Below are 23,838 nucleotides of genomic sequence, written 5' to 3'. Positions count from 1 at the left end.
ACGAGCAAACGGACATGCATCGCGTCGGCTATTTGTTGAGCGAAGGCTTTCAGGTGATGGCGCTCGCGTCGCAATCGGTGTTCGAGTATGCGAACATCACCGCGGGCGAAGCGTTCTATAGCGTCGAAAATCATTCGACGACGGGCGGCGAGGTGCGCTCCTCGCTCGGCATGAAGATCGACACGCGGCGGATCAACCCGCGCACGGCGATCGACACGTGGATCGTAGCGGGCGTCAACGCGCCGCTCACGACGCCCGCGCCCGCCGACGTGCTCGCGTTCCTGCGCCGGTCGGCTAAGCGCGCGCGGCGCATCGCGGGCATCTGCACGGGCGGCTTCGTGCTGGCCGAGGCGGGCTTGCTCGCGAACCGGCGCGCAACCACGCACTGGGCCTACGCGCGCGAGATGCAGCAGCGCTTTGCGGATGTGCGTGTCGAGGAAGACCGCATCTTCATCGTCGATGGTCCCATCTGGACATCGGCGGGCATGACGGCCGGGCTCGATCTCGCGCTCGCGATGGTCGAGAAGGATCTCGGCGCGGAGATCGCGCGCTCCGTCGCGCACAAGCTCGTGATGCATCAGCGGCGCGCGGGCGGCCAGTCGCAGCACTCGGAGATGCTGGATCTCGCGCCGAAGTCGGATCGCATTCAGAACGCGCTGAACTATGCGCGCAAAAATCTGAACCGGCCGTTGACGGTCGAGGAACTCGCGGGCGAGGCGCATCTGAGCCCGCGCCAGTTCAGCCGCGTGTTCGCGCTGGAAACGGGGCAATCGCCGGCGAAGGCCATCGAGGGACTGCGACTCGAAGCGGCCCGCCTGATGATCGAAAAGAGCCGTCATCCGCTCGAAACGATCGCCCAGGAAACGGGCTTTCGTGACCGTCGACATATGCGCGAGGCGTTCATGCGCGGCTTCGGCGTGCCGCCGCAGGAAGTGCGGCGCGAGGCGCGCGCGTCGGATTGATACTCGGCTTTTTCAAGCACTCAACGTCAACGTCAAGGACAAGCTGTGTTGAAGATCAACCCCGAGCGCCTTCTGAGCGACCTCAAACACCTGCGCACGTTCGGCGCGACAGGGCCGGGCGTCGTGCGCCTGTCGCTGTCGCCGGTCGATATGGCCGCGCGCCGCTGGCTCGCCGGCCGTATGAACGACGCGGGCCTGAGCGCATCGATCGATGGCGTCGGCACCGTGTTCGGCCGCTCGCGCAACGCGGGACCCGCGCTCCTGATCGGCTCGCATACCGACACGCAACCCACAGGCGGCTGGCTCGACGGCGCGCTCGGCGTGATCTACGGCCTGGAAATCGCACGCGCGCTCGCCGAATGCGAGGAGACGCGCCATTTCGCGGTGGACATCGCATCGTGGATCGACGAAGAAGGCACGTTCTCGGGCTTTCTCGGCAGCCGCAGTTTCGTCGGCGAAAACGTCGATGAAGCCGTGCGCTCCGCGCGCAATCGCGAAGGCGTGCCGCTCGCCAATGCGCTGAAACAGGCCGGACTCGCCGAAGCCGCGCGCGTGCGCATCGACAAGACGCGGCACAAGGCGTATCTGGAGCCGCACATCGAGCAGGGCGGGCGGCTTGAGGCGAACGGCAAGTCGATCGGCGTGGTGACGACCATCGTCGGCATACGCGAATTGAAGCTGCATTTCACGGGGCAGCGCAATCACGCCGGCACCACGCCGATGTCGATTCGCCGCGACGCGGGCGCGGCGCTCGTCGCGTTCATCGCGCGCGTGGATGAAGCGTTCCGTCAGCTCGCCGATGCCGATACCGTGTGGACGGTCGGACGCATCGAGCTCGATCCTGGCTCTTTCAGCGTGGTGCCGGGCGCGGCGGACCTCTATCTGCAGTTCCGCGACGCCAGCGCGCTTGCACGCGATGGAAGCCGCGCTCGCCGCGCTGATCCGCGACTTCAACGACGAAGGCCGTGCGAGCGTCGCCATGACGGACAGCGAGCCGCCCGAAGAGCCCGTGACGATGGACGCCGCGTTGCAGACGCATCTCGCGAGCGCGGCCGAAGCGCTCGCGTCCGGTCAGTGGGAACGCATGCCGAGCGGCGCGTCACACGATGCGCAGGTCATCGCGCATCACATGCCCGCGTGCATGCTATTCGTGCCGAGCATCGGCGGCGTCAGTCACGATTTCATCGAAGATACGGCCGAGGCGCATATCGTGCTGGGTTGCGAAGTGGCGGCGAGGGCGGCGGCTGACATCGTGCGCGACCTGGCCGCCCGCTCTCCGCGATGAACGGCATCGCATCGATTGCGCAAATGGCAACAATGACGCGTTGACACGCGTCGATGTAACGGACGCGCGCCGCTTGTAATCCCCGCCGCCTAACATATCCTTGCTCAGTGTGATGACCCGAACGGGGGATGACCATGAGCGCTGTTTCCGCAACCGATGCAACCGATGCAATCGCGAACGCGAAAGCCGCCGCGATCGACGTGCCCGGCTATGCGTTTGAGCATGACGTCGTGAGAAATCTCATCTGCCGTCAGGGGCGCTATCCCGACATCGCGACGCAGCAAGACTGGTACATGGCGCTCGCGTACAGCGTGAGGGACCGCATGCTAGCGCGCTGGGCTGCTTCGACGAAGACCTATGCCGGGAAAGAAATCAAGGTCGCCTGCTATCTTTCGGCCGAATTCCTGATCGGCCCGCAACTCGGCAATAACCTGCTCAATCTCGACATGGAAGCCGAAGCGCGCGAAGCGATGCACGAGCTAGGCCACGATCTCGACGCATTGCTTGCTCTCGAAGAAGAGCCGGGACTCGGCAATGGCGGCCTCGGACGCTTGGCCGCGTGTTATCTGGATTCGCTCGCGACGCTGCAAATTCCCGCGATAGGATATGGCATACGCTACGAGTTCGGCATCTTCGATCAGGAGATTCGCGACGGCTGGCAAGCGGAAACCACCGACAAGTGGCTGCAAAAGGGCAACCCGTGGGAGATCGTGCGCCCCGAACTCGGCCAATATGTTTCGTTCGGTGGTCACACGGAAAGCGAAACGGATGCCGATGGCCGTCTGCGCGTGCGCTGGATTCCGCAGCGGCAAGTGAAAGGTGTCGCATGCGATATGCCGATGCAAGGTTATCGCGTCGATACGTGCAACATGCTGCGCTTATGGAAAAGCGAGGCGGTCGAATCCTTCGACTTTCAGGACTTCAACGCGGGCAATTACTACGAGGCCGTCGAGGAAAAGGTCTACTCGGAGACGCTCTCGAAAGTGCTCTATCCGAACGACGAGCCCGAAGCCGGCAAGCGCCTGCGTCTCGCGCAGCAGTATTTCTTCGTCTCGTGCTCGCTCCAGGACATGCTGCGCATGATGGATTTGAAAGGCACGTCGATCGATCGCTTCGCGGAGCTTTTCGCGGCGCAGTTGAACGATACGCATCCGTCCATCGCGGTGGCCGAACTGATGCGCCTGCTCATCGACCGTCGTCTGCTTTCATGGGATGCGGCGTGGGACATCACGCAGCGCACCTTCGCCTATACGAATCACACGCTCTTGCCCGAAGCGCTCGAAACATGGGGCTTGCCGCTCTTTCAGAGCCTGTTGCCGCGGCCGCTCGAAATCATCTACGAAATCAATCGCCGCTTTCTCGATGATGTGCGCCGCGCATATCCCGGCGACGATGCGCGCGTCAAACGCATGTCGCTCATCGACGAAACCGGCGACAAGAAAGTGCGCATGGCGAATCTGGCGACGGTCGGCAGTCATGCGGTCAACGGCGTGGCGGCGCTGCATTCGGACCTGTTGAAGCAAACCGTGCTGAGCGATTTCGCCGAGATGTTCCCGGAGCATTTCCTTAACGTGACGAACGGCGTCACGCCGCGCCGCTTTCTGATGCTGAGCAACGCGGGACTCGCGCGTCTGCTCGACGAGACCATCGGCGACGGCTGGCGCAGCGATCTCGCACGTCTCGATGCGCTTGCGGCCCACGCCGACAACGCCGCCTTCCAGGATGCGTGGCGCGCTATCCGGCGCGACAACAAGACCTCGCTCGCAGCGCGCATCAGGAACACGACCGGCATCGACGTCGACCCGAACGCGCTCTTCGACATCCAGGTGAAACGCATCCACGAATACAAGCGTCAGCATCTGAACGCGCTGTACATCATCAGTCTTTATCGGCGGCTGTGCCGCAATCCGAATCTGGATACGGCGTCGCGCTGTTTCATCTTCGGCGGAAAGGCCGCGCCGGGTTATGCGATGGCGAAGCTCATCATTCGCCTGATCAACGGCATTGCCGAAGTCGTGAACAACGATGCAACCATCAAAGGCCGCATAAAAGTCGTCTTCTATCCGGACTTCAACGTGAAGAACGGGCACTGGATCTATCCCGCCGCCGACCTTTCCGAGCAGATATCGACGGCGGGCAAGGAAGCATCCGGCACGGGCAACATGAAGTTCATGATCAACGGCGCACTGACGATCGGCACACTGGACGGCGCGAACGTCGAGATTCGCGAGGAAGCGGGCGCGGAGAACTTCTTTCTCTTCGGCCTTACCACGCAACAAGTGGATGAATTGAAGCACGCGGGCTATCGTCCCGAGGACTACGCGCGGGGCAACGACGACCTGCGCGATGTGCTCGATCAGATCGCCCAAGGCCGCTTCTCGCGCGGCGACAAGGAGATGTTTCGCCCGCTCGTCGATAACCTGCTGCATCACGATCCGTTCCTCGTGCTCGCCGATTTCGCCGATTACGTCGCGTGTCAGGACCGCGTGAGCGAAGCATGGCGCGATGCGCGGCAATGGACGCGCATGTCGATCATGAACTCGGCGCGCTCGGGCAAGTTCTCGTCGGATCGCGCGATACGCGAATATTGCGAGCGCATCTGGAAGACGCATCCTGTGAGGATCGACCTTGCTCGGACCTGAAGCGCATGCGCATGGAAGCTATCGCACGCAGCCCGGCTCGCGCTTTCCGCTCGGCGCGACGGTCGTGCCGGGCGGCGTCAACTTCTGCGCGTTTTGCCGGCGTGCGACGCGCGTCGAACTGCTGCTGTACGCATCGGAAGACAGCGCCGAGCCGTTTCAGGTCGTCGCGCTGACGAGCGAAGCGCACCGCACGTATTTCTTCTGGCATGTGTTCGTCGAGGATCTTCCGTTGCGCTGCTGCTATACGTGGCGCGCATATGGTCCGCTCGGCGTGCCGCAGATGAGCGACGAAGCCGCGAGCCGCAAGGAACTGCTCGATCCGCACGCGCGCGGCGTGAGCGACCGTTTCTATCATCGTCAGCATTGCGCCGATGCACACGCGGCCGGGCACGCATCGCTCAGGGGCATCGTCACCGCGCCGCTCGACCGGACCGACGACGACATCGAAATCCGCACACTCGACGACGCGATCATCTACGAGTTGCACGTCGGCGGCTTCACGCGGCATGCGTCGAGCGGCGTGCGCCATCCCGGCACGTTCGCGGGTCTCACCGAGAAAATCCCCTATTTGAAGGCGCTTGGCGTGACGCACGTCGAACTGCTGCCGGTGATGGCCTTCGACGAACAGGACATTCCCGCCTTCGCCGCGGCCCGTGGTTTGTGTAACTACTGGGGTTACAGCACGCATAGCTTTTATAGCCCGCATCCGCGCTATTGCGTGGAGCCCGCGCGTGCGCCGCAGGAATTCCGCGAATTCGTCGATGCATTGCACGCGGCAGGCATTCGCGTGTTGCTCGATGTCGTGTTCAATCACACGTCGGAGGCGGGCAAGAACGGGCCGGTGATTCATTTCAAGGTCTTCGCCAACGAGGCTTTCTATCAGATCGATGCGAACGATGCGCGGCATTATCGCGATTACACCGGCTGCGGCAATACGCTCAATTGCAATCATCCGCTGGTGTCGGCGTTCATCATGCGCTGCCTCGAATACTGGGTGCGCGAACTCGACGTCGACGGATTCCGCTTCGATCTTGCAAGTGTCTTCGTGCGCGGCGAGCACGGCGAGCTGTTGCGCACGCCGCCCTTGCCGTGGGCGATGGAAGCGTCGCCGATACTCGCGCGCGTGCCCTTGATCGCCGAAGCATGGGACGCGGGCGGCCTCTATCACGTCGGCTCGTTTCCGGGCATGACGTGGGCCGAGTGGAACGGACGCTATCGCGACGTGATCCGGCGTTTCGTGCGCGGCGATCCGGGCATCGTCGGCGATGTGTGTACGTGCATCGCGGGCAGCGCGGACCTTTATCAGAACGATGGCAGGCTACCCGCCAACAGCATCAACTTCGTGACCTGTCACGACGGCTTCACGCTCAACGATCTCGTCAGCTACGAGGCGAAGCACAACGAAGCGAACGGCGAAGACAACCGCGACGGCAGCAACGACAATCTGTCGTGGAATTGCGGCGCGGAAGGCGAGACGAACGATCCGGCGATCGTCGGCCTGCGCCTTCGACAGGCGCGCAACTTCATCGCGATCCTGCTCCTGAGCCAGGGCGTGCCGATGCTGCTCGCGGGCGACGAAATCCTGCGCAGCCAGCGCGGCAACAACAACGCGTTCTGCCAGGACAACGCGCTCTCGTGGATCGACTGGCGACTCTCCGACGACGCACGCGACATGCTGCGCTTCGTGCGCGAGATGATCGCGCTGCGCAAGCGTCACGCGAGCCTGCGGCGCCGGCGTTTTCTGACAGGGCAAGCCGCGAACGGGCAGACACACCCCGATATCGCATGGCACGGTGAACGGCTGGATGCGCCCGCGTGGCACGATCCCGGCGCGCGCTTCGTCGCGTTCACGCTCGCGGGGCGAGCGGCGGGCGAGCCGATGCTGCATATCGTCTTCAACATGAGCGATGACATGCGCGACGTCGCGTTGCCCGTCATCGACGATCGAAGCTGGCGGCGTGTCGTAGATACGGCGGCCGAATCGCCGCGCGACATTGTTCCGAATGGCGAAACGGCGTCGATCGAACGCGGCGCATGCCGTGTGGCCGGGCGCAGCGTCGTCGTGTTCGAATCGCGTTGAATGCAAGGTGATGCTGGACTGCGCGGCGCAAAGCGCCTTTAATGTTCGTGTACTGCTGAGTTGCTTTGTCTACCCACAGGAGGCGGCATGGATGCAGTCAGGACCTTCCTCGAAAATCAGTCGCTGTTCGCGCTCTTTCTCACGATTGCGCTGGGTTACCTGATCGGCGAGATCAATATCAAGGGCGTGGCGCTGGGTTCGGGCGCGGTGCTGTTCGTCGGGCTCGCGGTCGGTGCATTCGCGCCCAAGTCGGCGCCGCCGCCGTTGCTCGGCACGCTCGGGCTGCTGCTATTTCTCTACGGCATCGGCATTCAATACGGCGCGCAGTTCTTTCGCGGCCTCACGAGCCGCGACGGCGCGAAGGCGAACGCGGCCGCATGTATCGGCGTGATCGTCGCGGGCCTCGTCTCGTGCGGCTTCATTCACTTCGGCATCAAGCTCGCCGATGCGCTCGGCATGTTCGCCGGCAGCGGCACCAGCACGGCGAGCTTGCAGGTCGCCATTGCATCCATGAAAAGCAACGACGCCGCCGTGGCCTACAGCATCACGTATCCGTTCGGCGTCGCCGGTCCGATCCTGTTCATCTATCTGCTCAACGTGTTGATGAAGGTGAAGATTCAGAAGCCGCCCGCGAAGCTGATCGAAACGGCGGAGATCGCGGTGCGGAACGCGAATCTCGTCGGCCTGAAGCTATCGGAGCTTTCGAGCCGTCTGCCTTCGGGTGTCGTGATCGCCGCGGTGCGTCGCGCGCATCACAATCAGTTGCCCACGGCCGATTTCACGCTGCGCGCCGACGATGTGCTCCTCGCCACCGCCACCGACCGGCGCCTGCTCGACGAAGCCGCTGCGCTATGCGGCGAATTGCAGCCGGGACGCATGGCGAGTCATCGCGAAGACCTCGACTATATGCGCGTGTTCGCGTCGAATCCGGCGGTCGTCGGCATGGCGCTCGGCGACATTCGCTTTCCCGACGGCGTGAACTGCGCGATCGCACACGTGCGCCGAGGCGACGCCGACATGCTCTCGACGCCCGATCTGATCCTCGAAGCGGGCGACCGCGTAGGCCTGCTCGTCAATCGCGCGCATCAGGCGACGATGCGCACGTTCTTCGGCGATTCGATCAAGGGCACCGCCGATCTGAGCTTCATCTGCCTCGGCATCGGCGCGGCGGTGGGCTTGCTCGTCGGTGCGATTCCGCTGCCGGTGCCCGGTCTCGGCGCGTTCAGCCTGGGGCTCGCCGCGTTGCTGCTGGTCGCGCTGTGTCTCGGCAAGCTGCGGCGCAACGGGCCCTTCGTCTGGGTGATGCCGCTGTCGGCGAATCTCGTCTTGCGCAACCTCGGCCTCACGATCTTCCTCGCGCAAGTGGGCATTTCCTGCGGGCCGAAGTTCGTCGCGACCGTGGCCACGGCCGGGCCGATTCTGCTGCTCTACGGCGCGATCACGCTGCTGGTTCTCGTGAGCGTCACGGCGGTGTTCTGCCTGTGGATCTTCAGGCTGCCGTTCGATACGTCGGTCGGCGTGATCTGCGGCGCGACCGGCAATCCGGCGATCCTCGCATTCGCCAATCGCATCGCGCCGACGGATCAGCCCGACATCATGTACGCGATGATCTTTCCGTCGATGACCATCGTCAAAGTGCTTTTCGTGCAGATCGCCATATCGCTTGCCGCGGGTTAGGCCTTGCCTCACCATGCCATCAAACTCTTGAGGAGCACATCATGGAAGTGGCGATCTACAGCTCGACGCCCTACGAGCGCCTGTATCTCGACGAAGCCAACAAGGTCGAGAAGCATAAGATCAGGTACCACGACATGTCGCTCGACATGGACACGGTCGAGCTTGCGGCGGGCTACGGCGCCGTCTGCATCTTCGTCAACGACAAGGCGGATGCCGAAGTGCTCGAAGCGTTGCACAAGGGCGGTACGCGTCTGGTCGCGCTGCGTTGCACGGGCTTCAATAACGTCGACCTCGCGGCCGCCGCGAAGCTCGGCGTCAAGGTGGTTCGCGTCGTCAACTATTCGCCGAACTCGGTGGCGGAGCACGCGGTCGCGCTGCTACTCGCGATCAATCGCAAGGTGCATCGCGCGTATAACCGCACGCGCGATTCTAATTTTTCGCTCGACGGGCTCATCGGCTTCGATCTGTGCGGCAAGACAGTGGCTGTCGTGGGCACGGGCAAGATCGGCTGCGTGTTCGCGAGGATCATGCAGGGTTTCGGCTGCCACGTGATCGGCTACGATCCGTATCCGTCGAAGGAATTCGAGGCGCTAGGGCTGCACTATGCGACGCCCGGCGAGATCGGCGAGCGCGCGGACATTGTCGCGCTGTTCTGTCCGCTGACGCCGCAGACGCATCACATCATCAATGCGGAGTCGCTCAAGCGCGCGAAGCACGGCGCGCTGCTCGTCAACACGAGCCGCGGTGCGCTGATCGACACGGAGGCCGTTATCGAAGCGCTGAAGACCGGCCAGCTCGGCGGTCTCGCGATCGATGTCTATGAACAGGAGGCGGATCTTTTCTTCCGCGATCTGTCGAGCGAAATCATCACCGACGATATTTTCCAGCGGCTCGTCTCGTTTCCGAATGTCATCGTGACAGGGCATCAGGCTTATCTGACCCGCGAAGCATTGACGACGATCTGCGAGACCACGCTGCAAAGCATCACCGCGTTCGAGAAGAACCAGCCTCTGGAAAACGAGGTGAAGGTCAAGTAGCGGCGAGTGTCGATTGAACTCTCGAACTTAAATCAGGAGTCGCCATGAATGCAAACAGATTGCGTGCGGGCAGCGCCATCGTGATCGCCGTGATGGCGCTCGATGCCATCGCGCAGAGCAAGCCGATCGCGTATCCGTCCAAAGGTCAGAGCGCGCAGCAACAGCAAAGCGACGACGGCGCGTGCTATAGCTGGGCGAAGAGCAACACGGGCATCGACCCGGCGACCGCATCGGCGGCGCCGCCACCGCAAGGCGGACCGGCTGTGGGCGGCGGCCAGCGGGTGGGCGGCGCGGCGCGGGGCGCGGCCGGAGGCGCGGCGATCGGCGCGATTGCGGGCGATGCCGGCAAGGGCGCGGCCATCGGCGCCGTGACGGGCACGATGGCGGGCGGCGCGCGTGCGCGGCAGGAGAAGCGCGCGCAGCAGGCGAATGCGCAAGCCCAGAGCCAGGGCGCGATGTCGACGTACTATCGCGCGTGGGCGGCGTGCATGCAGGGACGCGGTTATTCGATCCAGTAGCGTCGGTGCAGACGAGAAAACGCGGAAAAGACTCATGAACCGACGCTTCGCATTTGCGTTGACGCATGTCTCGTGCGCCGTCGCGTTCGCGCTCGCCGGTTGCGCACAGCCCGAGCAGCGCGTGCAACCCGGCATGGATCAGCAGGCGATCGTCGCGAAGCTCGGGCCGCCGAAGGAAACCTACGATCTGCCCAACGGCGGCAAGCGTCTCATGTGGCCCACGCAGCCGATGGGATCGACCACCACGGCCGTCGATCTCGATGCGTCGGGCAACACGGTCGGTGTTCGGCAAGTGCTTCAGGAAAACGAGTTCTACAAGGCCGAAGTCAATATGTGGACGCGCAACGACGTGCTGGTCGCGTTCGGCCGTCCGTTCGAGACGGCGTATTTCAGGCGGATGGATCGCGAGGTGTGGTCGTATCGGTATCTCGAGAACAACATCGACCACATGATCTTCAATTTCTACTTCGATCCACAAGGCGTGCTCAGGCAAACGCAGAAGCAGCCGGACCCGAGGTACGATCCCAGCCAGCGCAACGTGCTCTGACGCGGTTCGCTGGGAGCAACGTACCGCACCATCTTGCGCGTGCGCGCGATGACGACGCGACACGGCGGCCCAGGATTTCCTAAACTGGATCTATTCCCGGGCAACGCATCAGGAGAGACCGATGAGACTCAACGAGCCGCGCATGGTGGTTGCCTCGATCGGCGTTTTCATCTGGCTCGCCGGCCTTTACTTCACGATCGAAGGCCTGCTGTACGACAAGCAGCCGGAATTCCGCTACGGCATGTGGGCGCTCGGCATCGGCATCGTGATTTTCGTCGTCGCGCTGAACCCGCTCGCGCAACGCAGGTCGGGAAAGCGCGATGGTTCGACCTGACCGGCCGTTCGTGTACTAGGCTATAGAATCACCGCAGAACTCAACGGAGAAATTCGCAATGGGTGATCTCTGGATAGGCAATGTAGACGAGTCCACGACCGACGAGGAAATCCGGCAGTTTCTCTGCAATTACGGCTTTCCTCCGTACGATTCGATTCAGCGCGTGCCGGGCACCGGCGAGCATCCGGCGGCGGTCGTGAGCTTCGACAAGGTCGAGCCGCACGTGCTGCGCACGTTTCAGCCGCGCATCCACAACATGTTCTGGAAAAATCGCACGCTCATGGTGCAGGTCGTGCCCGAGCGCAACGAAACCTGACCGTGTCGTGACGCTTTCGCGACCTCGTGCCGAGCGCTTCGTCGCGACGGCGGCTTCGGCGCGGGCGACGGGTTGCATCGAACCACATGGGGGACAGCGATGAAAGAAGACAAGGCTGTCGGCGACAGGGGCGTGCGCGAAGGCGCGGGCGTGCATGAGCGCCTGAGCCGCAAGCAGTACGAGAAGGAGCTTGCGCGCCTGCATGTCGAACTCGTCAAGCTGCAGGAATGGGCCGTTCATACGGGCGCGAAGATCTGCGTCGTGTTCGAAGGGCGCGACGGCGCGGGCAAGGGCGGCACGATCAAGGCGATCACCGAGCGCGTGAGCCCGCGCATCTTCCGCGTGGTCGCGCTGCCCGCGCCCACGGAGCGCGAGAAGACGCAGATGTACGTGCAGCGTTATCTTCCGCATTTGCCCGCGGCGGGCGAAATCACGCTCTTCGACCGGAGCTGGTACAACCGTGCGGGCGTCGAGCGCGTGATGGGCTTCTGCACCGAAGAGCAGGCGGCAACCTTCCTGAAAGGCGTGCCGCTCGTGGAGCGCGCGATCATCGATTCGGGCATCATCCTGCTCAAATACTGGCTCGAAGTCGGCCAGGAAGAGCAGACGCGGCGTCTCGAAGAGCGCATCCACGATGAGCGCAAGATCTGGAAGCTCTCGCCGATGGACCTACGCTCGTACAGCCGCTGGTACGACTATTCGCGCGCCCGCGACGATATGTTCGAAGCGACCGACACCGATCTCGCGCCGTGGTATGTGGTGCGTTCCGACGACAAGCGCCGCGCGCGCCTGAACCTCATCAGCCATTTGCTGGCGAACATTCCGTACACCGCCGTGCAGAGAGAAAAGGTCAAGCTGCCCAAGCGCCAGAAGCCGGAGGGCTATCGCGAGAGCGACCGTCCGCTGCGCTACGTGTCCGAGCGCTTCTGAGCGCGATACCGGCGCGCGGATATCGACATGCCGACGCGCGCGCCCAGTGCTCGGCGAACCCCGCATGTTCCACGACCTCGAACATGTCGTGACGAAGTATCGGGAGATTGTTTCGCTCGATGGCGACACCGTCCCGCGACGTTAGTTGCCTCTTTTGCCACTTCCCTGTCGCACATTGCGCATATATTTTATTGATGGTATTCAGGTCATCGGTCCACGAGTTCGTCATCCCTTGCACGTTCTCTTCGCGGAGGTCTCGTCATGCCGTATGCAGGTCAACTGGCGCGAAGCCAGGAAATCGCGGACAAGGTCGCCCGCGTGTTCCAGCAGCGCGCGCAACGGGCGCAGCATCAATTCAGCGAGCGCGCACGCGATGCGGGCATGCGTCTTTTCGGCAACGGCGCCGCGGATCGTTTCGGCGATGGCCCCGGCCAGTTCAACGGCTACGGCTATGCGCTCGATCTCATGCAGCGCTCGATTCTCTTCTGGGACACCCTGCGTCAGCGCGGCAACAACTTCATCGAGCAGACGAAGCGCGGTTTCGAACCGGTGCTGCACTTCGCGCATGAAATGCTGCTCGACGGCCGCACCTTCGCGCGGCCCGTGAACTATGCGCTGCTGCGCATCGTGCCGCCCGAGGGCTTGACCATCGATCCATTGAAGCGTCCGTATCTCATCATCGATCCGCGCGCGGGGCACGGTCCCGGCATCGGCGGATTCAAGGACGATTCGCAAGTGGGCGTCGCGTTGCGCGCGGGTCATCCGGTGTACTTCGTCACGTTCTTCCGCGATCCGCAACCCGGCCAGACGCTGCTCGACGTATGCGCGGCGGAGCAGCAGTTCGTCAGGCACGTGCGCGAGCTGCATCCGGACAGCGCGAAGCCCGCGATCGTCGGCAACTGCCAGGGCGGCTGGGCCGCGATGATGCTCGCGAGCTCGCAGCCCGACGACACCGGACCGCTCGTCATCAACGGCGCGCCGATGTCGTACTGGAGCGGCGCTTGGAGCGAAGGCGAGGGCGACAACCCGATGCGCTATTCGGGCGGCATGCTGGGCGGCACCTGGCTCGCGTCGCTGACGGCGGACCTCGGCAACGGCAAATTCGACGGCGCATATCTCGTCGAGAACTTCGAAAACCTCAATCCCGCGAACAGCTTCTGGGACAAGTACTACAACCTGCTCGACAACATCGACACCGAGCCTGCGCGCTTTCTCGACTTCGAACGCTGGTGGGGCGGCTATTACCTCATGAACCGCGAAGAGATCGAATGGATCACGCGCAATCTTTTCGTCGGTAATACGTTGTGGTCAGGTGAAACGCGCGGCGTGTCGGGCACGTCCTTCGATCTGCGCGCGATCAAGTCGCCGATCATTCTCTTCGCGTCGATGGGCGACAACATCACGCCGCCGCAACAGGCGTTCAACTGGGTCGCGGACATCTACGGCAGCACGGACGAGATCAAGTCGCGCGGACAGGTGATCGTCGGGCTGATGCACAAAAGCATCGGTCATCTCGGCATCTTCGTGAGCGGCAAGGTTGCGAAGAAGGAATACACGCAGATCGCATCGGTGCTGGAAGCGATCGAATCGTTTCCGCCGGGTCTGTACGGCATGGAGATCGCGGAACGAAAGGGCGATGGCGGCAAGATCGAGTACGACGTGAGCTTTCACGAGCGCCGTCTGGAAGATGTGACGGCACGCTTCAATCGATTCGAACGAGTCGACGAACTGCCGTTCGAAGCGGTGAAACAGGTATCGGACTTCAATCAGCGCGCGTATGAGTTGTTCGCGCAGCCCTTCGTGCAGGCGATGGCCAACGACACCACCGCGAGCATGTTGCGCGCGTTTCATCCCTTGCGCGCGCAACGCTGGATGTTCTCCGACTACAACCCGTGGCTCGCATGGCTCGGCCCCGCGGCGAATGCGGTGAAGGCCGCGCGTCAGCCCGACTCCGAACGCGACGTGCTGCGCCGCGCGGAGCATTGCGGTTCCGACATGATCAGCGCGAGTCTCGACTTCTATCGCGCGATGCGTGACGCGACGACCGAAGCGATGTTCTTCTCCGTCTACGGCAACCTGTTCTCGGTGCATCACGCGCAACAACACGCGCAACGGCACGAGGCGCGCGAGCATGTCGCCGATCCGCGCGATCTGCCTTTCGTGCAGGACGCGCTCGCGTCGGCCGGGCGGGGCGGATATGCGGAGGCCGTCGCGCGCGTCGCGTGTCTGCTGATGCGCCACGACGAACCATTGCCGCTCGCGCGCATGGTGTTGCGTCAGGCGCTCGCGGCCGACTACGCGGATTACCTGCCGCAGATGCCGCGCGACGAATGGCGGCGCATTCGCGGCGAGCAGGAAATCATCGTGCGTTACGAGCCGGAGCAGGCGCTCTTGACCTTGCCCGTTCTGCTCGACGATAACGACGATCGCAAGAAGCTCATCACGCTCTTCGACAAGCTGCACGCGGACAGCCGCATGCAAGGTTTCGAGCCGACGGCCGCGCAGCAGGACATGCTCGCGCGCATTCGTGCGGCGCTGCCCGTCAAGGCGGCGCGCGCGACAAGACGTTCAGCGCCCGCGCATTGAGGCATCGGCGGCGCATCTCACGTTCACACGGGAGGCGATATGAATCATACGCACGAGAAGTATGAGCGGCTCATCGAGGTTTGCAGGGCGCTGCCGCCGCTCGCTGTTGCGGTCGCGCATCCGTGCGACAGGACATCGCTCGAAAGCGCGGTCAAGGCGCACGAGATGGGCCTGATCCTGCCGCATCTCGTCGGACCGCGCGAGCGCATCCGAGAGGTCGCGGAAGAATGCGGGCTGAACATCGCGGGCTTTCCGATCGTCGATGCGCCGCACAGTCACGCATCCGCTGCGAAGGCGGTGGAACTCGTGCGCGAGGCGAAGGCCGAGGCGCTCATGAAAGGCAGCCTGCATACCGACGAAGTCATGGCCGCCGTAGTGAAACGCGAAGGCGGTCTGCGCACGCAACGGCGCGTGTCGCACTGCTTCATCATGGATGTGCCGGGCCACGAGAACGTGCTCATCATCAGCGACGCGGCCATCAACATCGCCCCGACGCTCGCCGATAAAGTCGACATCGTGCAGAACGCGATCGATCTCGGCCACGCGCTGCGTTTCGAAGAGGTCAGAGTCGCGATTCTCTCCGCAATGGAAACGGTGAACCCGAAGGTGCCGTCGACGCTCGAGGCAGCCGCGCTCTGCAAGATGGTCGATCGCCATCAGATCACCGGCGCGCTGGTGGATGGTCCGCTCGCACTCGACAACGCGATCGATCGAGAAGCGGCGAGAACGAAGAAGATCGATTCGCCCGTCGCGGGGCGCGCGAACGTGCTGATCGTGCCGGACCTCGAAGCGGGCAACATGCTCGCAAAGAGCCTCTCGTTTCTCGCGGGCGCAGATGCGGCGGGCATCGTGCTCGGCGCGCGCGTGCCGATCATTTTGACGAGCCGCGCCGATTCGCTGCAATCGCGGCTCGCGTCGTGCGCCATCGCGTTGCTCGTCGCGGAGAAACGCCGCGAAGAAGCGCCGATCGCGGGGTGAGCCATGTCCGACGTCATTCTGGTTCTCAACGCGGGTTCATCGAGCATCAAGTTCAGCGCGTTCGATGTCGAAGGCCGGGCGCTCGAACTCGTCACGCGCGGACAAGTGGAAGGGCTCTTCAGCTCGCCGCATTTCGTCGCGTTCAATGCGAAGGGCGAGAAGACCGGCGAGCATGCGTGGGGCGAGGGCGTCAAGCTCGATCACGCCGACGCGATCGCGCATCTCGGCGCGTTTCTGCGCGGTCATGGCGCGGGGCATCGTCTGATCGGCGTGGGGCATCGCGTCGTGCATGGCGGCGCGCATTTCACGGAACCGGTGGTGACGAACGCGCACGTGCTCGACGAGCTCGACAAGCTCACGCCGCTCGCGCCGCTGCATCAGCCGCACAATGTGAAGCCGATCCGCATCATCGCCGAGCGCAATCCGGAACTGCCGCAAGTCGCATGCTTCGACACGGCCTTTCATGCGACGCAAGCGCCGATCGCTCAGGCGTTCGCGCTGCCCGAGTCGATCACGAAGAACGGCGTGCGGCGTTACGGCTTTCATGGTCTCTCGTACGAATACATCGCGAGCGCACTTCCGGATATCGCGCCCGATGCGGCGAGCGGGCGCACGGTCGTCGCGCATCTGGGCAACGGCGCGAGCCTGTGCGCGATGCACGCGGGCAAGAGCGTTGCGAGCACGATGGGCTTCACCGCTGTCGACGGCCTCATGATGGGCACGCGTTGCGGCAATCTCGATCCGGGCGTGATCCTCTATCTGCTCGACGAGCTCGGCATGAACGCGCGCGAGATCGAAGACCTGCTGTATCGCGGCTCGGGGCTGCTCGGCGTATCGGGCATCTCGGGCGACATGCGCGCACTGCTTGCGAGCAGCGACGAACGCGCGCGTTTCGCCATCGACCTGTACGTGTATCGCATCGGCCGCGAACTCGGTTCGATGAGCGCCGCGCTGCAAGGGCTCGATGCCGTCGTCTTCACGGCGGGCATCGGCGAGCATTCGAAAGAGATACGTGAACGCGTCTGCGAGCAGGCGGCATGGTGGGGCATCGAGCTGGATACCAAGGCCAACGACAGCGGCGGCCCGCGCATCAGCACGGCGTCGAGCAAGGTGAGCGCGTGGGTGATTCCGACCAACGAGGAGCTGATGATCGCGCGTCACGCACTGGCGTTGATCGAAGGAGGAGCCGCATGACGCTGAACGTGCCACAGCCCGTGCTGAAGGGCGCGAAGGCGCTCGTCACCGGCATCGCCAACGAGCATTCGATCGCCTATGGCTGCGCGAAGGCGTTCCGCGAACTGGGCGCCGATCTCGCCATCACCTATGCCGACGAAAAGGCGCGGCCGTATGTCGAACCGCTCGCGAAAGATCTCGAAGCGCCGATCTTCATGCCGCTCGACGCATCGAACCCGAATGAGCTGGACGCGGTGTTCGGGCGCATCGCGAGCGAGTGGGGCACGCTCGACATCCTCGTGCATTCGATCGCATGGGCGCCGAAGAACGATCTGCAAGGCGGCCTCCTGAACTGCTCGGCGGAAGGCTTCGCGAAGGCGATGGACATCTCCTGCCACTCGTTCGTGCGCATGGCGCGGCTCGCGGCGCCGCTCATGAAAGACGGCGGCGCGATGTTCACGATGAGCTATCACGGCGCGAACAAGGTCGTGCCCAACTACAACGTGATGGGCCCGGTGAAAGCCGCGCTGGAAGCGTGCGCACGCTATCTCGCCTACGAACTCGGGCCGCAAGGCATACGCGTGCATGCGATCTCTCCGGGCCCGCTCAAGACGCGCGCGGCATCGGGGCTCAAGGACTTCGATCTGTTGCTGACCGAAGCCGCACAGCGCGCGCCGCTCGGCGAACTGGTCGACATCATGGACGTCGGCTTCACCTGCGCGTTCCTCGCGACGCCTTTCGCGCGGCGGCTGTCGGGCGAAACGCTCTACGTGGACGGGGGCGTTCACATCATGGGGTGAGGTTGCTCGACTGGCTCTTCAATCGCGGGGCGAGCGAGCCTCGTGCGTCGCGCGAGGACGTGCGGCAGGCGCTCGGACGCATCGTCGCGATTGCGCCGCAGGTGAGGCTCGCGAGCCGCTATGAAGCGCGGCTTGCGCCCGTCATCGGCAAGACGCTCGGATTCGCACGCGAACTCGTCGTCGCGCTGCCGCCGCCGCGCGACGCGACACCCGGCGCATGGGCGGACGATCCGTATCTGCGCGCGATGTTCGCGACGCCCGAGGACATCGTGAGCGTCATCGGGCAATCGCATGAAGTGCGCGGCTGGTTCGACGGACACTACACCGCCTATCACGTGCATGCCGTGCTGAGCAGCCGGATGGTCGAGCGGCGCGTGCTCGGCTCGGCGCTCGAAGGCGGCGTGATGCGCACGGACGTCGCGCGCACGACCATCGGTTTCGAGGACATGCGCATGCGCATCTGCGCAGAATCCGACGAGGCGCTCAGGCGCGACATCGTGCTTCGCATCGTCGAGCAACTGACGCTCGAGGCGATGGCGCGCGTCACCGCGCGGGAAGCGCAGCGCGACGCGCTCAACGAAGAGCGCGCACTGCTCACCGCGAGAATGCAGATGCTCGGCCGGCACGGCGCGGGGATGAGCGGCCTCGTCTCGTCCGTGGAGACGTCGGGCGAGATGGCGCGCCTGCAACGCGATGTCGCGGAGAACGCAGCGTCGCTCGCCGCGCTCGGCTCGCGGGCGCAAGCCGTCGAGGTGCAGCTTCGCACGCTCGTCGATGTGCTGGCGCAGCCCGCGGCGCTCATCGGCGTCACGCCGCGCACGCTGTGCATCAATCAGATGAACCTGCTCGTCGAAGAGGGCAGCGACGAATGCGGCGCGGAAGTCACCGTCCAGCTTGCGCGCATGCCGATGCAGCCGCCGCAAACGCGCGCGGTCCAGTTCGTGCGCATCGCGCGGCGCGACATGCCGCCCGCGGGCACCACGCTCGACGGCGCGGAACACTGGGCCTTGTGATCGCGCCGTTCAGGGCGATGCACCGCGCGCGATCGCGTCGGCAATGTCGCGGCTCACGCTCCCGAGCGCGCGGCTGTGCGCGGCCACGAGCGCATCCCAGCCGCCTCCGTTGACGGGTTCGCGCACGAGCGAGCGGCCCGACAGCGCGTTGTCGTCGGCGAAGCGGCGCACGGACCAGCGCGCGTCGATCGCGACGGCATCGCCGGGAACGGATTCGAACTGCTGGATATCGACGCGCACGCGCCATGCTTGCGGGTCCGCGATCGCGCGCGTGGCGGGCGCGACGCGATCGGAGGCGAGCAGCAACGTGAGATCGCCGGCGATGGCGCTCGCGATGCTGCTGTTGAGCGGCTCGCCCCAGCGCGCGTATTCGTTGAGCGCGACTTCGTTGTTCGTGTTGCGCGTGACGATCTGCGGCCTGTCGACGAGATCGGGCACCGTCACCGGCCCGACGATCACCTGCCGCGAGTTCGTGCGCGCGGCCGTCGCGGCGAGCGAGGGATCGGCGCTCAGGCGATAGAAGCTCGCGCGCGGCGAACTGCATCCGGCGAGCAGGGCAACGAGAAAGAGCGAGAGCAGAGCGGGCCGCATCACTTCTTGTCCTCCGGCTTGCCGCGCAGCAACGCTTCCGGGTGTTGCTGCAGATAGTCCGCGAGACTGCGGAACGAGGCGGCCGTGCGGGTCAGCTCGCGAACCGCTTCGGCCGTGTCCTGCTGCAGGCCCGAATCGGGCATGAGCGTCGAATGCGCCGCATCGAGCGCGGCGCGCGCGGCGGCGAGCGTGGTCGCGGCTTGCGGCACGACTTGCGTGTTGAGGCCCTGCATCAGCGCGGTCGTGGTGTTGAGCGTCTGCCGCGCGCTCGCGGTGAGCTCTTCGATCGGCAGCTTGTCGATGCGCGTCATGATGCGGTTGATCGAATCCTGCATCGATTCGAGGCCGCTCGGCGTCGTCGGCAATTCGGGCGGCGTGCGGTCCCAGTCGATGCTCGCCTTCTTCGCGCCGGGGAAGAAATCGAGCGAGACGTACAACTGGCCGGTGAGCAGGCTGCCTGTGCGCAATTGCCCGCGCAGGCCGCGCGAGACGAGCAGATCGGCGAGCACGCGCCGGTCGGCCACGACGCGCCCGCTCTTCGGCTCGGTGGCGAAGCGCGACGTGAAGCGCTCCGGATACAGCCTGATTTCGACCGGGATGCTGATGCGCTTCGTGACCGGATCGAAGCGCGTGTTGATGGCCGCCACTTCGCCGATCTGGATGCCGCGGAATTCAACCGGCGCGCCCACCGCGAGCCCGCGCACCGAGCCCGCGAAATCGAACACATACGTGTCGACGATGCGCTCCTGCACGCGCAGCGCTTCGGTGCGCGTCGGAAAGAGATTGAAGGTCGTGTCGGGCGGCGCTTCGGCCCAGCTGAGCGACACGGCGGGCGTTTCGAACGCGAGCCCGCCCACGAGGATCGACACGAGCGATTGGGTGTTGACCTTGAGCCCGTCGGTGCCGAGCGTCACGTCGATGCCGCCCGCCTGCCAGAAGCGCGAATCGGCGTTCACGTAGCGGTCGTAGGGTGCGTTGACGAAGATATGCAGCGTGACGCCGCTGCCGTCCTTATTGAGCTCGAAGGACGTCACTTGGCCCACTTGCAGGCGGCGAAAATAAATCGGCGTGCCGACATCGACCGAACCGAGATCCGCCGCCTTCAGCACGAACTGCCGGCCGGGCACGTCGCTCGCGAAGATCGGCGGCGTTTCGAGCCCGGTGTAGTCGCGCCGGTCCTGTTTTGCGCGCCCGATATCCATGCCGATATACGCGCCCGACAACAACGTGCCGATGCCCGACACCGAGCCGCCCGCCACGCGCGGCCGCACGACCCAGAAGCGCGTGTCCTCGACGAGCATGTTGGTCGCGTCGCGCGTCAGCTCGGCCGTGGCGATCACGCGCTTGTAGTCTTTCGACAGCGCGACCGACTTCACGAGGCCGATGTCCACGTCCTTGAACTTGATCTTCGTCTTGCCGGCCTCGATGCCTTCGCCCGTCTTGAAGCTGATCGTGACGGTCGGTCCCTGTTCGAGCACGGTTTTCGCGGCGAGCCAGATGCCGATCACCACCGCGACGGCGGGCACGACCCAGACCCATGGAATGCGCCAGCGCTTTTTCGGCGCGACTTCGGCATCGGGGATATCGCCGGGTGTGTTCATGGTCGTTCTTCCCGAGGTGGCGCGCTATCCCAGATGAGGCGCGGATCGAACGACATCGCCGCGAACATCGTCAGCACGACGACCGCGCCGAACGCGATCGCCGCCGGACCGGCCTCGATCGTCGCCATCGCGCTGAACTGCACGAGCGCGACGAGCACGGCGATCACGTAGATGTCGAGCATCGACCAGCGGCCCACTAGCTCGACGATGCGGTAGATGCGCGCGCGCTGCACGCTTCGCTGCGTCATGCGCAGATTCGCGGTCGCGGCGAGATAGCCGATCGCGAGAATCTTGAGCATCGGCACCGCGATGCTCGCGATGAACACGATGATCGCGAGCGGCCACGATCCCGAATGCCACAGGTACGCGACGCCGCTCATGATCGTGTCCTTCTGCGCGCCGAAGAGCGAGCTGGTGTTCATCACCGGCAGCAGGTTCGCGGGAACGTAGAGAATCGCCGCGGCGATCAGATACGCCCACGTGCGCGACAGGCTCGCGGGCTTGCGCAGATGCAGGCGCGCGCCGCAGCGCGGGCAGAGCAGATGGTCATGATGCAGCGTGCCGCGCGTGGACAGCCCGCAATCGTGACAGACGCAGATGCCGCTCGCCGCCGCCGTGCGCCCGGCGAGCGGCGTGTCGGCGGGCATGCCGCGCGGGGAGCCTTCGATGCGCATCCACATCGCGCGCTCGTCGAATGCGGAGCTCGCCGCGACGAGCAGCAGCATCAGCGCTGCGAGCGACCACAGCGCCGGCCCCGTGACCACCGACGCGATATGCGCGAGCTTCACGACCGCGACGAGGAGCCCGAGCATCAGTACTTCGGTCATGCCCCAGTTGCGCGCGACTCGCAGGAGGCGGAACACGGCGTCGGCGCGCCACGGCCTGCGATTCAGATACAGCGGCAGCAGCAGCCATACCGTGCCGAGCGCCTGCAACGCCGGCATCAGGATCGTCGTGACGAAGATGAGGCCGGCGAGCGGCCACATGCCGTCGCGATAGAGCACGCGCACCGCGCCGATGAGCGTGGTCTCGACGAGATCGCCGTTCACCGCGAGGCCGACGATCGGAAACGCGTTCGAGATCAGCCACAGCACGCAGGCGGCGAGCGCGAAGGCGAGCGCGCGCTCGAAGCCGCGTCCGCGACGCCGATACAGCACCGCGCGGCAGCGGCAGCAACGCAGCGTCCCGCCGGGCGGCACGAAGCCTTCGCGCTGCATTAGATCGCATTCGTGGCACGCGATCAGGGGGCGTGCATCTTCGTTGCGATCGTCGGATGTGACCGTGTTCATTGCACCGTCTGCGAAGCGGGCTGGCCGGGTTTGGCGGAAACATCGGATGGCGTCGGCGTTGCCGATTGTTGCTGCGTCGTCATCTTGTCGGCCGCGACGACCCAGCCGCCGCCCATCACCTTGTAGAGCGTGACGAACGAGACCAGGGCGGCGGCCTGCGTCTGAGTCTGCGAAAGCTGGGCGTTGAAGAGGCTGCGCTCGGCGTCGAGCACTTCGATATAGCTCGTGTAGCCGCCCTCGTAGCGCGCCCGCGCAAGCCGCGAATAGGTGGAGAGCGCGACGACCTGCCGCCCTTGCACTTCGAGTTGCTCGTGCAACTTCTGCGAGGCGATGAGCGCATCGTCGACTTCCTGGAACGCGACCTGAATCGACTTCTGGTACGTGAGCAACGCTGCCTGCTGCTGAGCCTGCGCCGACTGCACCTGGCCCGAGATGTTGCCCGCCGTGAAGATCGGCTGCGTGATCTGACCGGCGAACGACCACACGCGCGACGGCCCCGTGAAGAGCGACGAGAACTGGCCGCTCGCGGTGCCGAACAAGCCGGTCAGCGAAATTTGCGGGAAGTACAGCGCGCGCGCCGCGCCGATGAGCGCGTTGGCCGCTACCAGATCCTGTTCCGCCTGAAGCAGATCCGGGCGGCGCTCCAGGAGATCGGACGGCAAGCCCGCCGGGACGACTGGCGTCGACAGTTCGCCGAGCGTTCGGCCGCGCACGATCGGCCCGGGATTCGCGCCCAGCAGCACGGAGAGCGCGTCTTCCTGCTGCGCGATCTGCGTTTCGAGCTGCGGGATCGTCGCGAGCGAGGCTTCGTATTCGGACTGACTCTGCGCGAGCTCCATCTGCGAGACTTCGCCGCCTTCGAAGCGCAGCGTGAACACATGCACGGATTCGGCGCGGCTCTGCGTCGTCGCCTTGGCGATTTCGAGCTGCTTGTCGAAGCTGCGCAGATTCAGATACGCCGACGCCACCGATGCCACCAGCGACAGGATCGTCGCGCGCCGTCCTTCCTCGCTCGACAGCAGATTCGCGCGCGCCGCTTCGGTGAGCCGCCGGTTGCGGCCGAAGAGATCGAGCTCCCACGCCGCCGACACCGACGCCTGGAAGTCGTTGTAGATCGGCCCGAAGCCGGCCAGCGGCTGCGGCCCCGCCACCGAAGCGCGTTGCCGCGCGGCCGTCGCGCCCGCGGAAATCTGCGGGAACAGCGCGGAACGCGTCGTGACGAACTGCCCCAAGAACTGGTCGACGCGCGCCGCCGCGATCTTCACGTCTTTGTTGTTCGCGAGCGCGGTCGAGATCAGCTCGTCGAGAACCGGATCCTGGAACTGCTTCCACCATTCGGTGTTCGCGGTATCGGCGGCTTCGGCCGTGGCGAAGCGATACGTCGCCGGGGTATCGACCGGCTGGCGCGAATAGTTCGGCCCGAGCAGGCAGCCGGAGAGCGATAGCGCCGCGGCGAGGCTGGCGAGAGTGCGCCGCATG

19 protein-coding genes and 1 pseudogene are annotated in these 23,838 nt (G+C 64.7%); 16 read left to right on the top strand and 4 right to left on the bottom strand.

Features of this window, described 5'->3' with window-relative positions:
• Positions 1-14 precede the first annotated feature (14 nt).
• From NCS28_RS22690 to NCS28_RS22615, 16 genes and pseudogenes are all read left to right on the top strand, one after another.
• Positions 15-962 carry a GlxA family transcriptional regulator gene (locus NCS28_RS22690; protein ID WP_250516023.1) on the top strand — a complete coding sequence of 316 codons (948 nt, stop codon included), beginning with the start codon at positions 15-17 and terminating at the stop codon, positions 960-962.
• Positions 963-1,007: 45 nt separating this feature from the next.
• A pseudogene (locus tag NCS28_RS22685) lies at positions 1,008-2,247 on the top strand (Zn-dependent hydrolase).
• Between the two features lie 128 nt (positions 2,248-2,375).
• A complete protein-coding gene (locus NCS28_RS22680; RefSeq protein WP_250516022.1) occupies positions 2,376-4,889 on the top strand; it encodes a glycogen/starch/alpha-glucan phosphorylase in 2,514 nt (837 codons plus the stop codon).
• Positions 4,876-6,969, top strand: coding sequence for a glycogen debranching protein GlgX (glgX, locus tag NCS28_RS22675; protein ID WP_250516021.1), 2,094 nt, complete (start codon positions 4,876-4,878; stop codon positions 6,967-6,969). Before NCS28_RS22680 ends, glgX begins: the two co-directional genes overlap by 14 nt.
• An 87-nt stretch (positions 6,970-7,056) precedes the next feature.
• Complete coding sequence (locus NCS28_RS22670) at positions 7,057-8,646, top strand: aspartate:alanine exchanger family transporter (RefSeq protein ID WP_250516020.1); 1,590 nt, start codon at positions 7,057-7,059, stop codon at positions 8,644-8,646.
• Positions 8,647-8,687: 41 nt separating this feature from the next.
• A complete protein-coding gene (locus tag NCS28_RS22665) occupies positions 8,688-9,683 on the top strand; it encodes a 2-hydroxyacid dehydrogenase (protein WP_250516019.1) in 996 nt (331 codons plus the stop codon).
• Positions 9,684-9,727: 44 nt separating this feature from the next.
• Positions 9,728-10,201: a glycine zipper family protein gene (locus tag NCS28_RS22660; RefSeq protein ID WP_250516018.1), complete on the top strand. Its 474-nt coding sequence runs from the start codon at positions 9,728-9,730 to the stop codon at positions 10,199-10,201.
• A gap of 34 nt (positions 10,202-10,235) precedes the next feature.
• Positions 10,236-10,748, top strand: a complete 513-nt coding sequence (locus NCS28_RS22655) for a hypothetical protein (protein ID WP_250516017.1) — start codon at positions 10,236-10,238, stop codon at positions 10,746-10,748.
• A 121-nt stretch (positions 10,749-10,869) separates the two neighbouring features.
• Complete coding sequence (locus NCS28_RS22650; protein ID WP_250516016.1) at positions 10,870-11,082, top strand: DUF2964 family protein; 213 nt, start codon at positions 10,870-10,872, stop codon at positions 11,080-11,082.
• A gap of 58 nt (positions 11,083-11,140) precedes the next feature.
• A complete protein-coding gene (locus NCS28_RS22645; protein WP_250516015.1) occupies positions 11,141-11,398 on the top strand; it encodes an RNA recognition motif domain-containing protein in 258 nt (85 codons plus the stop codon).
• Positions 11,399-11,497: 99 nt separating this feature from the next.
• Complete coding sequence (gene ppk2, locus NCS28_RS22640; RefSeq protein WP_250516014.1) at positions 11,498-12,328, top strand: polyphosphate kinase 2; 831 nt, start codon at positions 11,498-11,500, stop codon at positions 12,326-12,328.
• Between the two features lie 261 nt (positions 12,329-12,589).
• Positions 12,590-14,914: a DUF3141 domain-containing protein gene (locus NCS28_RS22635; protein ID WP_250516013.1), complete on the top strand. Its 2,325-nt coding sequence runs from the start codon at positions 12,590-12,592 to the stop codon at positions 14,912-14,914.
• Between the two features lie 39 nt (positions 14,915-14,953).
• On the top strand, positions 14,954-15,892 hold the full coding sequence (locus tag NCS28_RS22630) for a phosphate acetyltransferase (RefSeq protein ID WP_250516012.1): 939 nt from the start codon (positions 14,954-14,956) through the stop codon (positions 15,890-15,892).
• Between the two features lie 3 nt (positions 15,893-15,895).
• The gene (locus tag NCS28_RS22625) at positions 15,896-17,086 is read left to right on the top strand and encodes an acetate/propionate family kinase (RefSeq protein ID WP_250516011.1); all 1,191 of its coding nucleotides are present in this window, start codon (positions 15,896-15,898) and stop codon (positions 17,084-17,086) included.
• On the top strand, positions 17,083-17,865 hold the full coding sequence (gene fabI, locus NCS28_RS22620; protein WP_250516010.1) for an enoyl-ACP reductase FabI: 783 nt from the start codon (positions 17,083-17,085) through the stop codon (positions 17,863-17,865). Before NCS28_RS22625 ends, fabI begins: the two co-directional genes overlap by 4 nt.
• Positions 17,862-18,878 carry a hypothetical protein gene (locus tag NCS28_RS22615; RefSeq protein ID WP_250516009.1) on the top strand — a complete coding sequence of 339 codons (1,017 nt, stop codon included), beginning with the start codon at positions 17,862-17,864 and terminating at the stop codon, positions 18,876-18,878. The genes fabI and NCS28_RS22615 overlap by 4 nt, the downstream gene beginning before the upstream one ends.
• Before the next feature lie 9 nt (positions 18,879-18,887).
• On the opposite strand, the gene NCS28_RS22610 is transcribed toward NCS28_RS22615, so the two are convergent.
• The 4 genes from NCS28_RS22610 to NCS28_RS22595 are packed head-to-tail and all read right to left on the bottom strand — an operon-like array spanning position 18,888 to position 23,837.
• A complete protein-coding gene (locus NCS28_RS22610; protein WP_250516031.1) occupies positions 18,888-19,469 on the bottom strand; it encodes a PqiC family protein in 582 nt (193 codons plus the stop codon).
• On the bottom strand, positions 19,469-21,070 hold the full coding sequence (locus NCS28_RS22605) for a PqiB family protein (RefSeq protein WP_250516008.1): 1,602 nt from the start codon (positions 21,068-21,070) through the stop codon (positions 19,469-19,471). The genes NCS28_RS22610 and NCS28_RS22605 overlap by 1 nt, the downstream gene beginning before the upstream one ends.
• A complete protein-coding gene (locus NCS28_RS22600; protein ID WP_250516007.1) occupies positions 21,067-22,359 on the bottom strand; it encodes a paraquat-inducible protein A in 1,293 nt (430 codons plus the stop codon). The genes NCS28_RS22605 and NCS28_RS22600 overlap by 4 nt, the downstream gene beginning before the upstream one ends.
• Positions 22,356-23,837 (bottom strand): efflux transporter outer membrane subunit, encoded by a 1,482-nt coding sequence (locus NCS28_RS22595; protein ID WP_250516006.1) that lies wholly within the window; start codon positions 23,835-23,837, stop codon positions 22,356-22,358. The genes NCS28_RS22600 and NCS28_RS22595 overlap by 4 nt, the downstream gene beginning before the upstream one ends.
• Between the last annotated feature and the right edge of the window lies 1 nt (position 23,838).

The sequence above is a fragment of the Caballeronia sp. INDeC2 genome, assembly GCF_023631325.1.
Classification (GTDB): Bacteria; Pseudomonadota; Gammaproteobacteria; order Burkholderiales; family Burkholderiaceae; genus Caballeronia.
Note: the sequence above shows the minus strand (reverse complement) of the source record. Positions and strands in the feature narration are given on the sequence as shown.

Coding starts and splice junctions, on each gene's coding strand:
- NCS28_RS22690 (WP_250516023.1), top strand. CDS start 15: ATGCATCGCGTCGGCTATTTGTTGAGCGAAGGCTTTCAGGTGATGGCG.
- NCS28_RS22680 (WP_250516022.1), top strand. CDS start 2,376: ATGACCATGAGCGCTGTTTCCGCAACCGATGCAACCGATGCAATCGCG.
- NCS28_RS22670 (WP_250516020.1), top strand. CDS start 7,057: ATGGATGCAGTCAGGACCTTCCTCGAAAATCAGTCGCTGTTCGCGCTC.
- NCS28_RS22665 (WP_250516019.1), top strand. CDS start 8,688: ATGGAAGTGGCGATCTACAGCTCGACGCCCTACGAGCGCCTGTATCTC.
- NCS28_RS22660 (WP_250516018.1), top strand. CDS start 9,728: ATGAATGCAAACAGATTGCGTGCGGGCAGCGCCATCGTGATCGCCGTG.
- NCS28_RS22655 (WP_250516017.1), top strand. CDS start 10,236: ATGAACCGACGCTTCGCATTTGCGTTGACGCATGTCTCGTGCGCCGTC.
- NCS28_RS22650 (WP_250516016.1), top strand. CDS start 10,870: ATGAGACTCAACGAGCCGCGCATGGTGGTTGCCTCGATCGGCGTTTTC.
- NCS28_RS22645 (WP_250516015.1), top strand. CDS start 11,141: ATGGGTGATCTCTGGATAGGCAATGTAGACGAGTCCACGACCGACGAG.
- ppk2 (WP_250516014.1), top strand. CDS start 11,498: ATGAAAGAAGACAAGGCTGTCGGCGACAGGGGCGTGCGCGAAGGCGCG.
- NCS28_RS22635 (WP_250516013.1), top strand. CDS start 12,590: ATGCCGTATGCAGGTCAACTGGCGCGAAGCCAGGAAATCGCGGACAAG.
- NCS28_RS22630 (WP_250516012.1), top strand. CDS start 14,954: ATGAATCATACGCACGAGAAGTATGAGCGGCTCATCGAGGTTTGCAGG.
- NCS28_RS22625 (WP_250516011.1), top strand. CDS start 15,896: ATGTCCGACGTCATTCTGGTTCTCAACGCGGGTTCATCGAGCATCAAG.
- fabI (WP_250516010.1), top strand. CDS start 17,083: ATGACGCTGAACGTGCCACAGCCCGTGCTGAAGGGCGCGAAGGCGCTC.
- NCS28_RS22610 (WP_250516031.1), bottom strand. CDS start 19,469: ATGCGGCCCGCTCTGCTCTCGCTCTTTCTCGTTGCCCTGCTCGCCGGA.
- NCS28_RS22605 (WP_250516008.1), bottom strand. CDS start 21,070: ATGAACACACCCGGCGATATCCCCGATGCCGAAGTCGCGCCGAAAAAG.
- NCS28_RS22600 (WP_250516007.1), bottom strand. CDS start 22,359: ATGAACACGGTCACATCCGACGATCGCAACGAAGATGCACGCCCCCTG.
- NCS28_RS22595 (WP_250516006.1), bottom strand. CDS start 23,837: ATGCGGCGCACTCTCGCCAGCCTCGCCGCGGCGCTATCGCTCTCCGGC.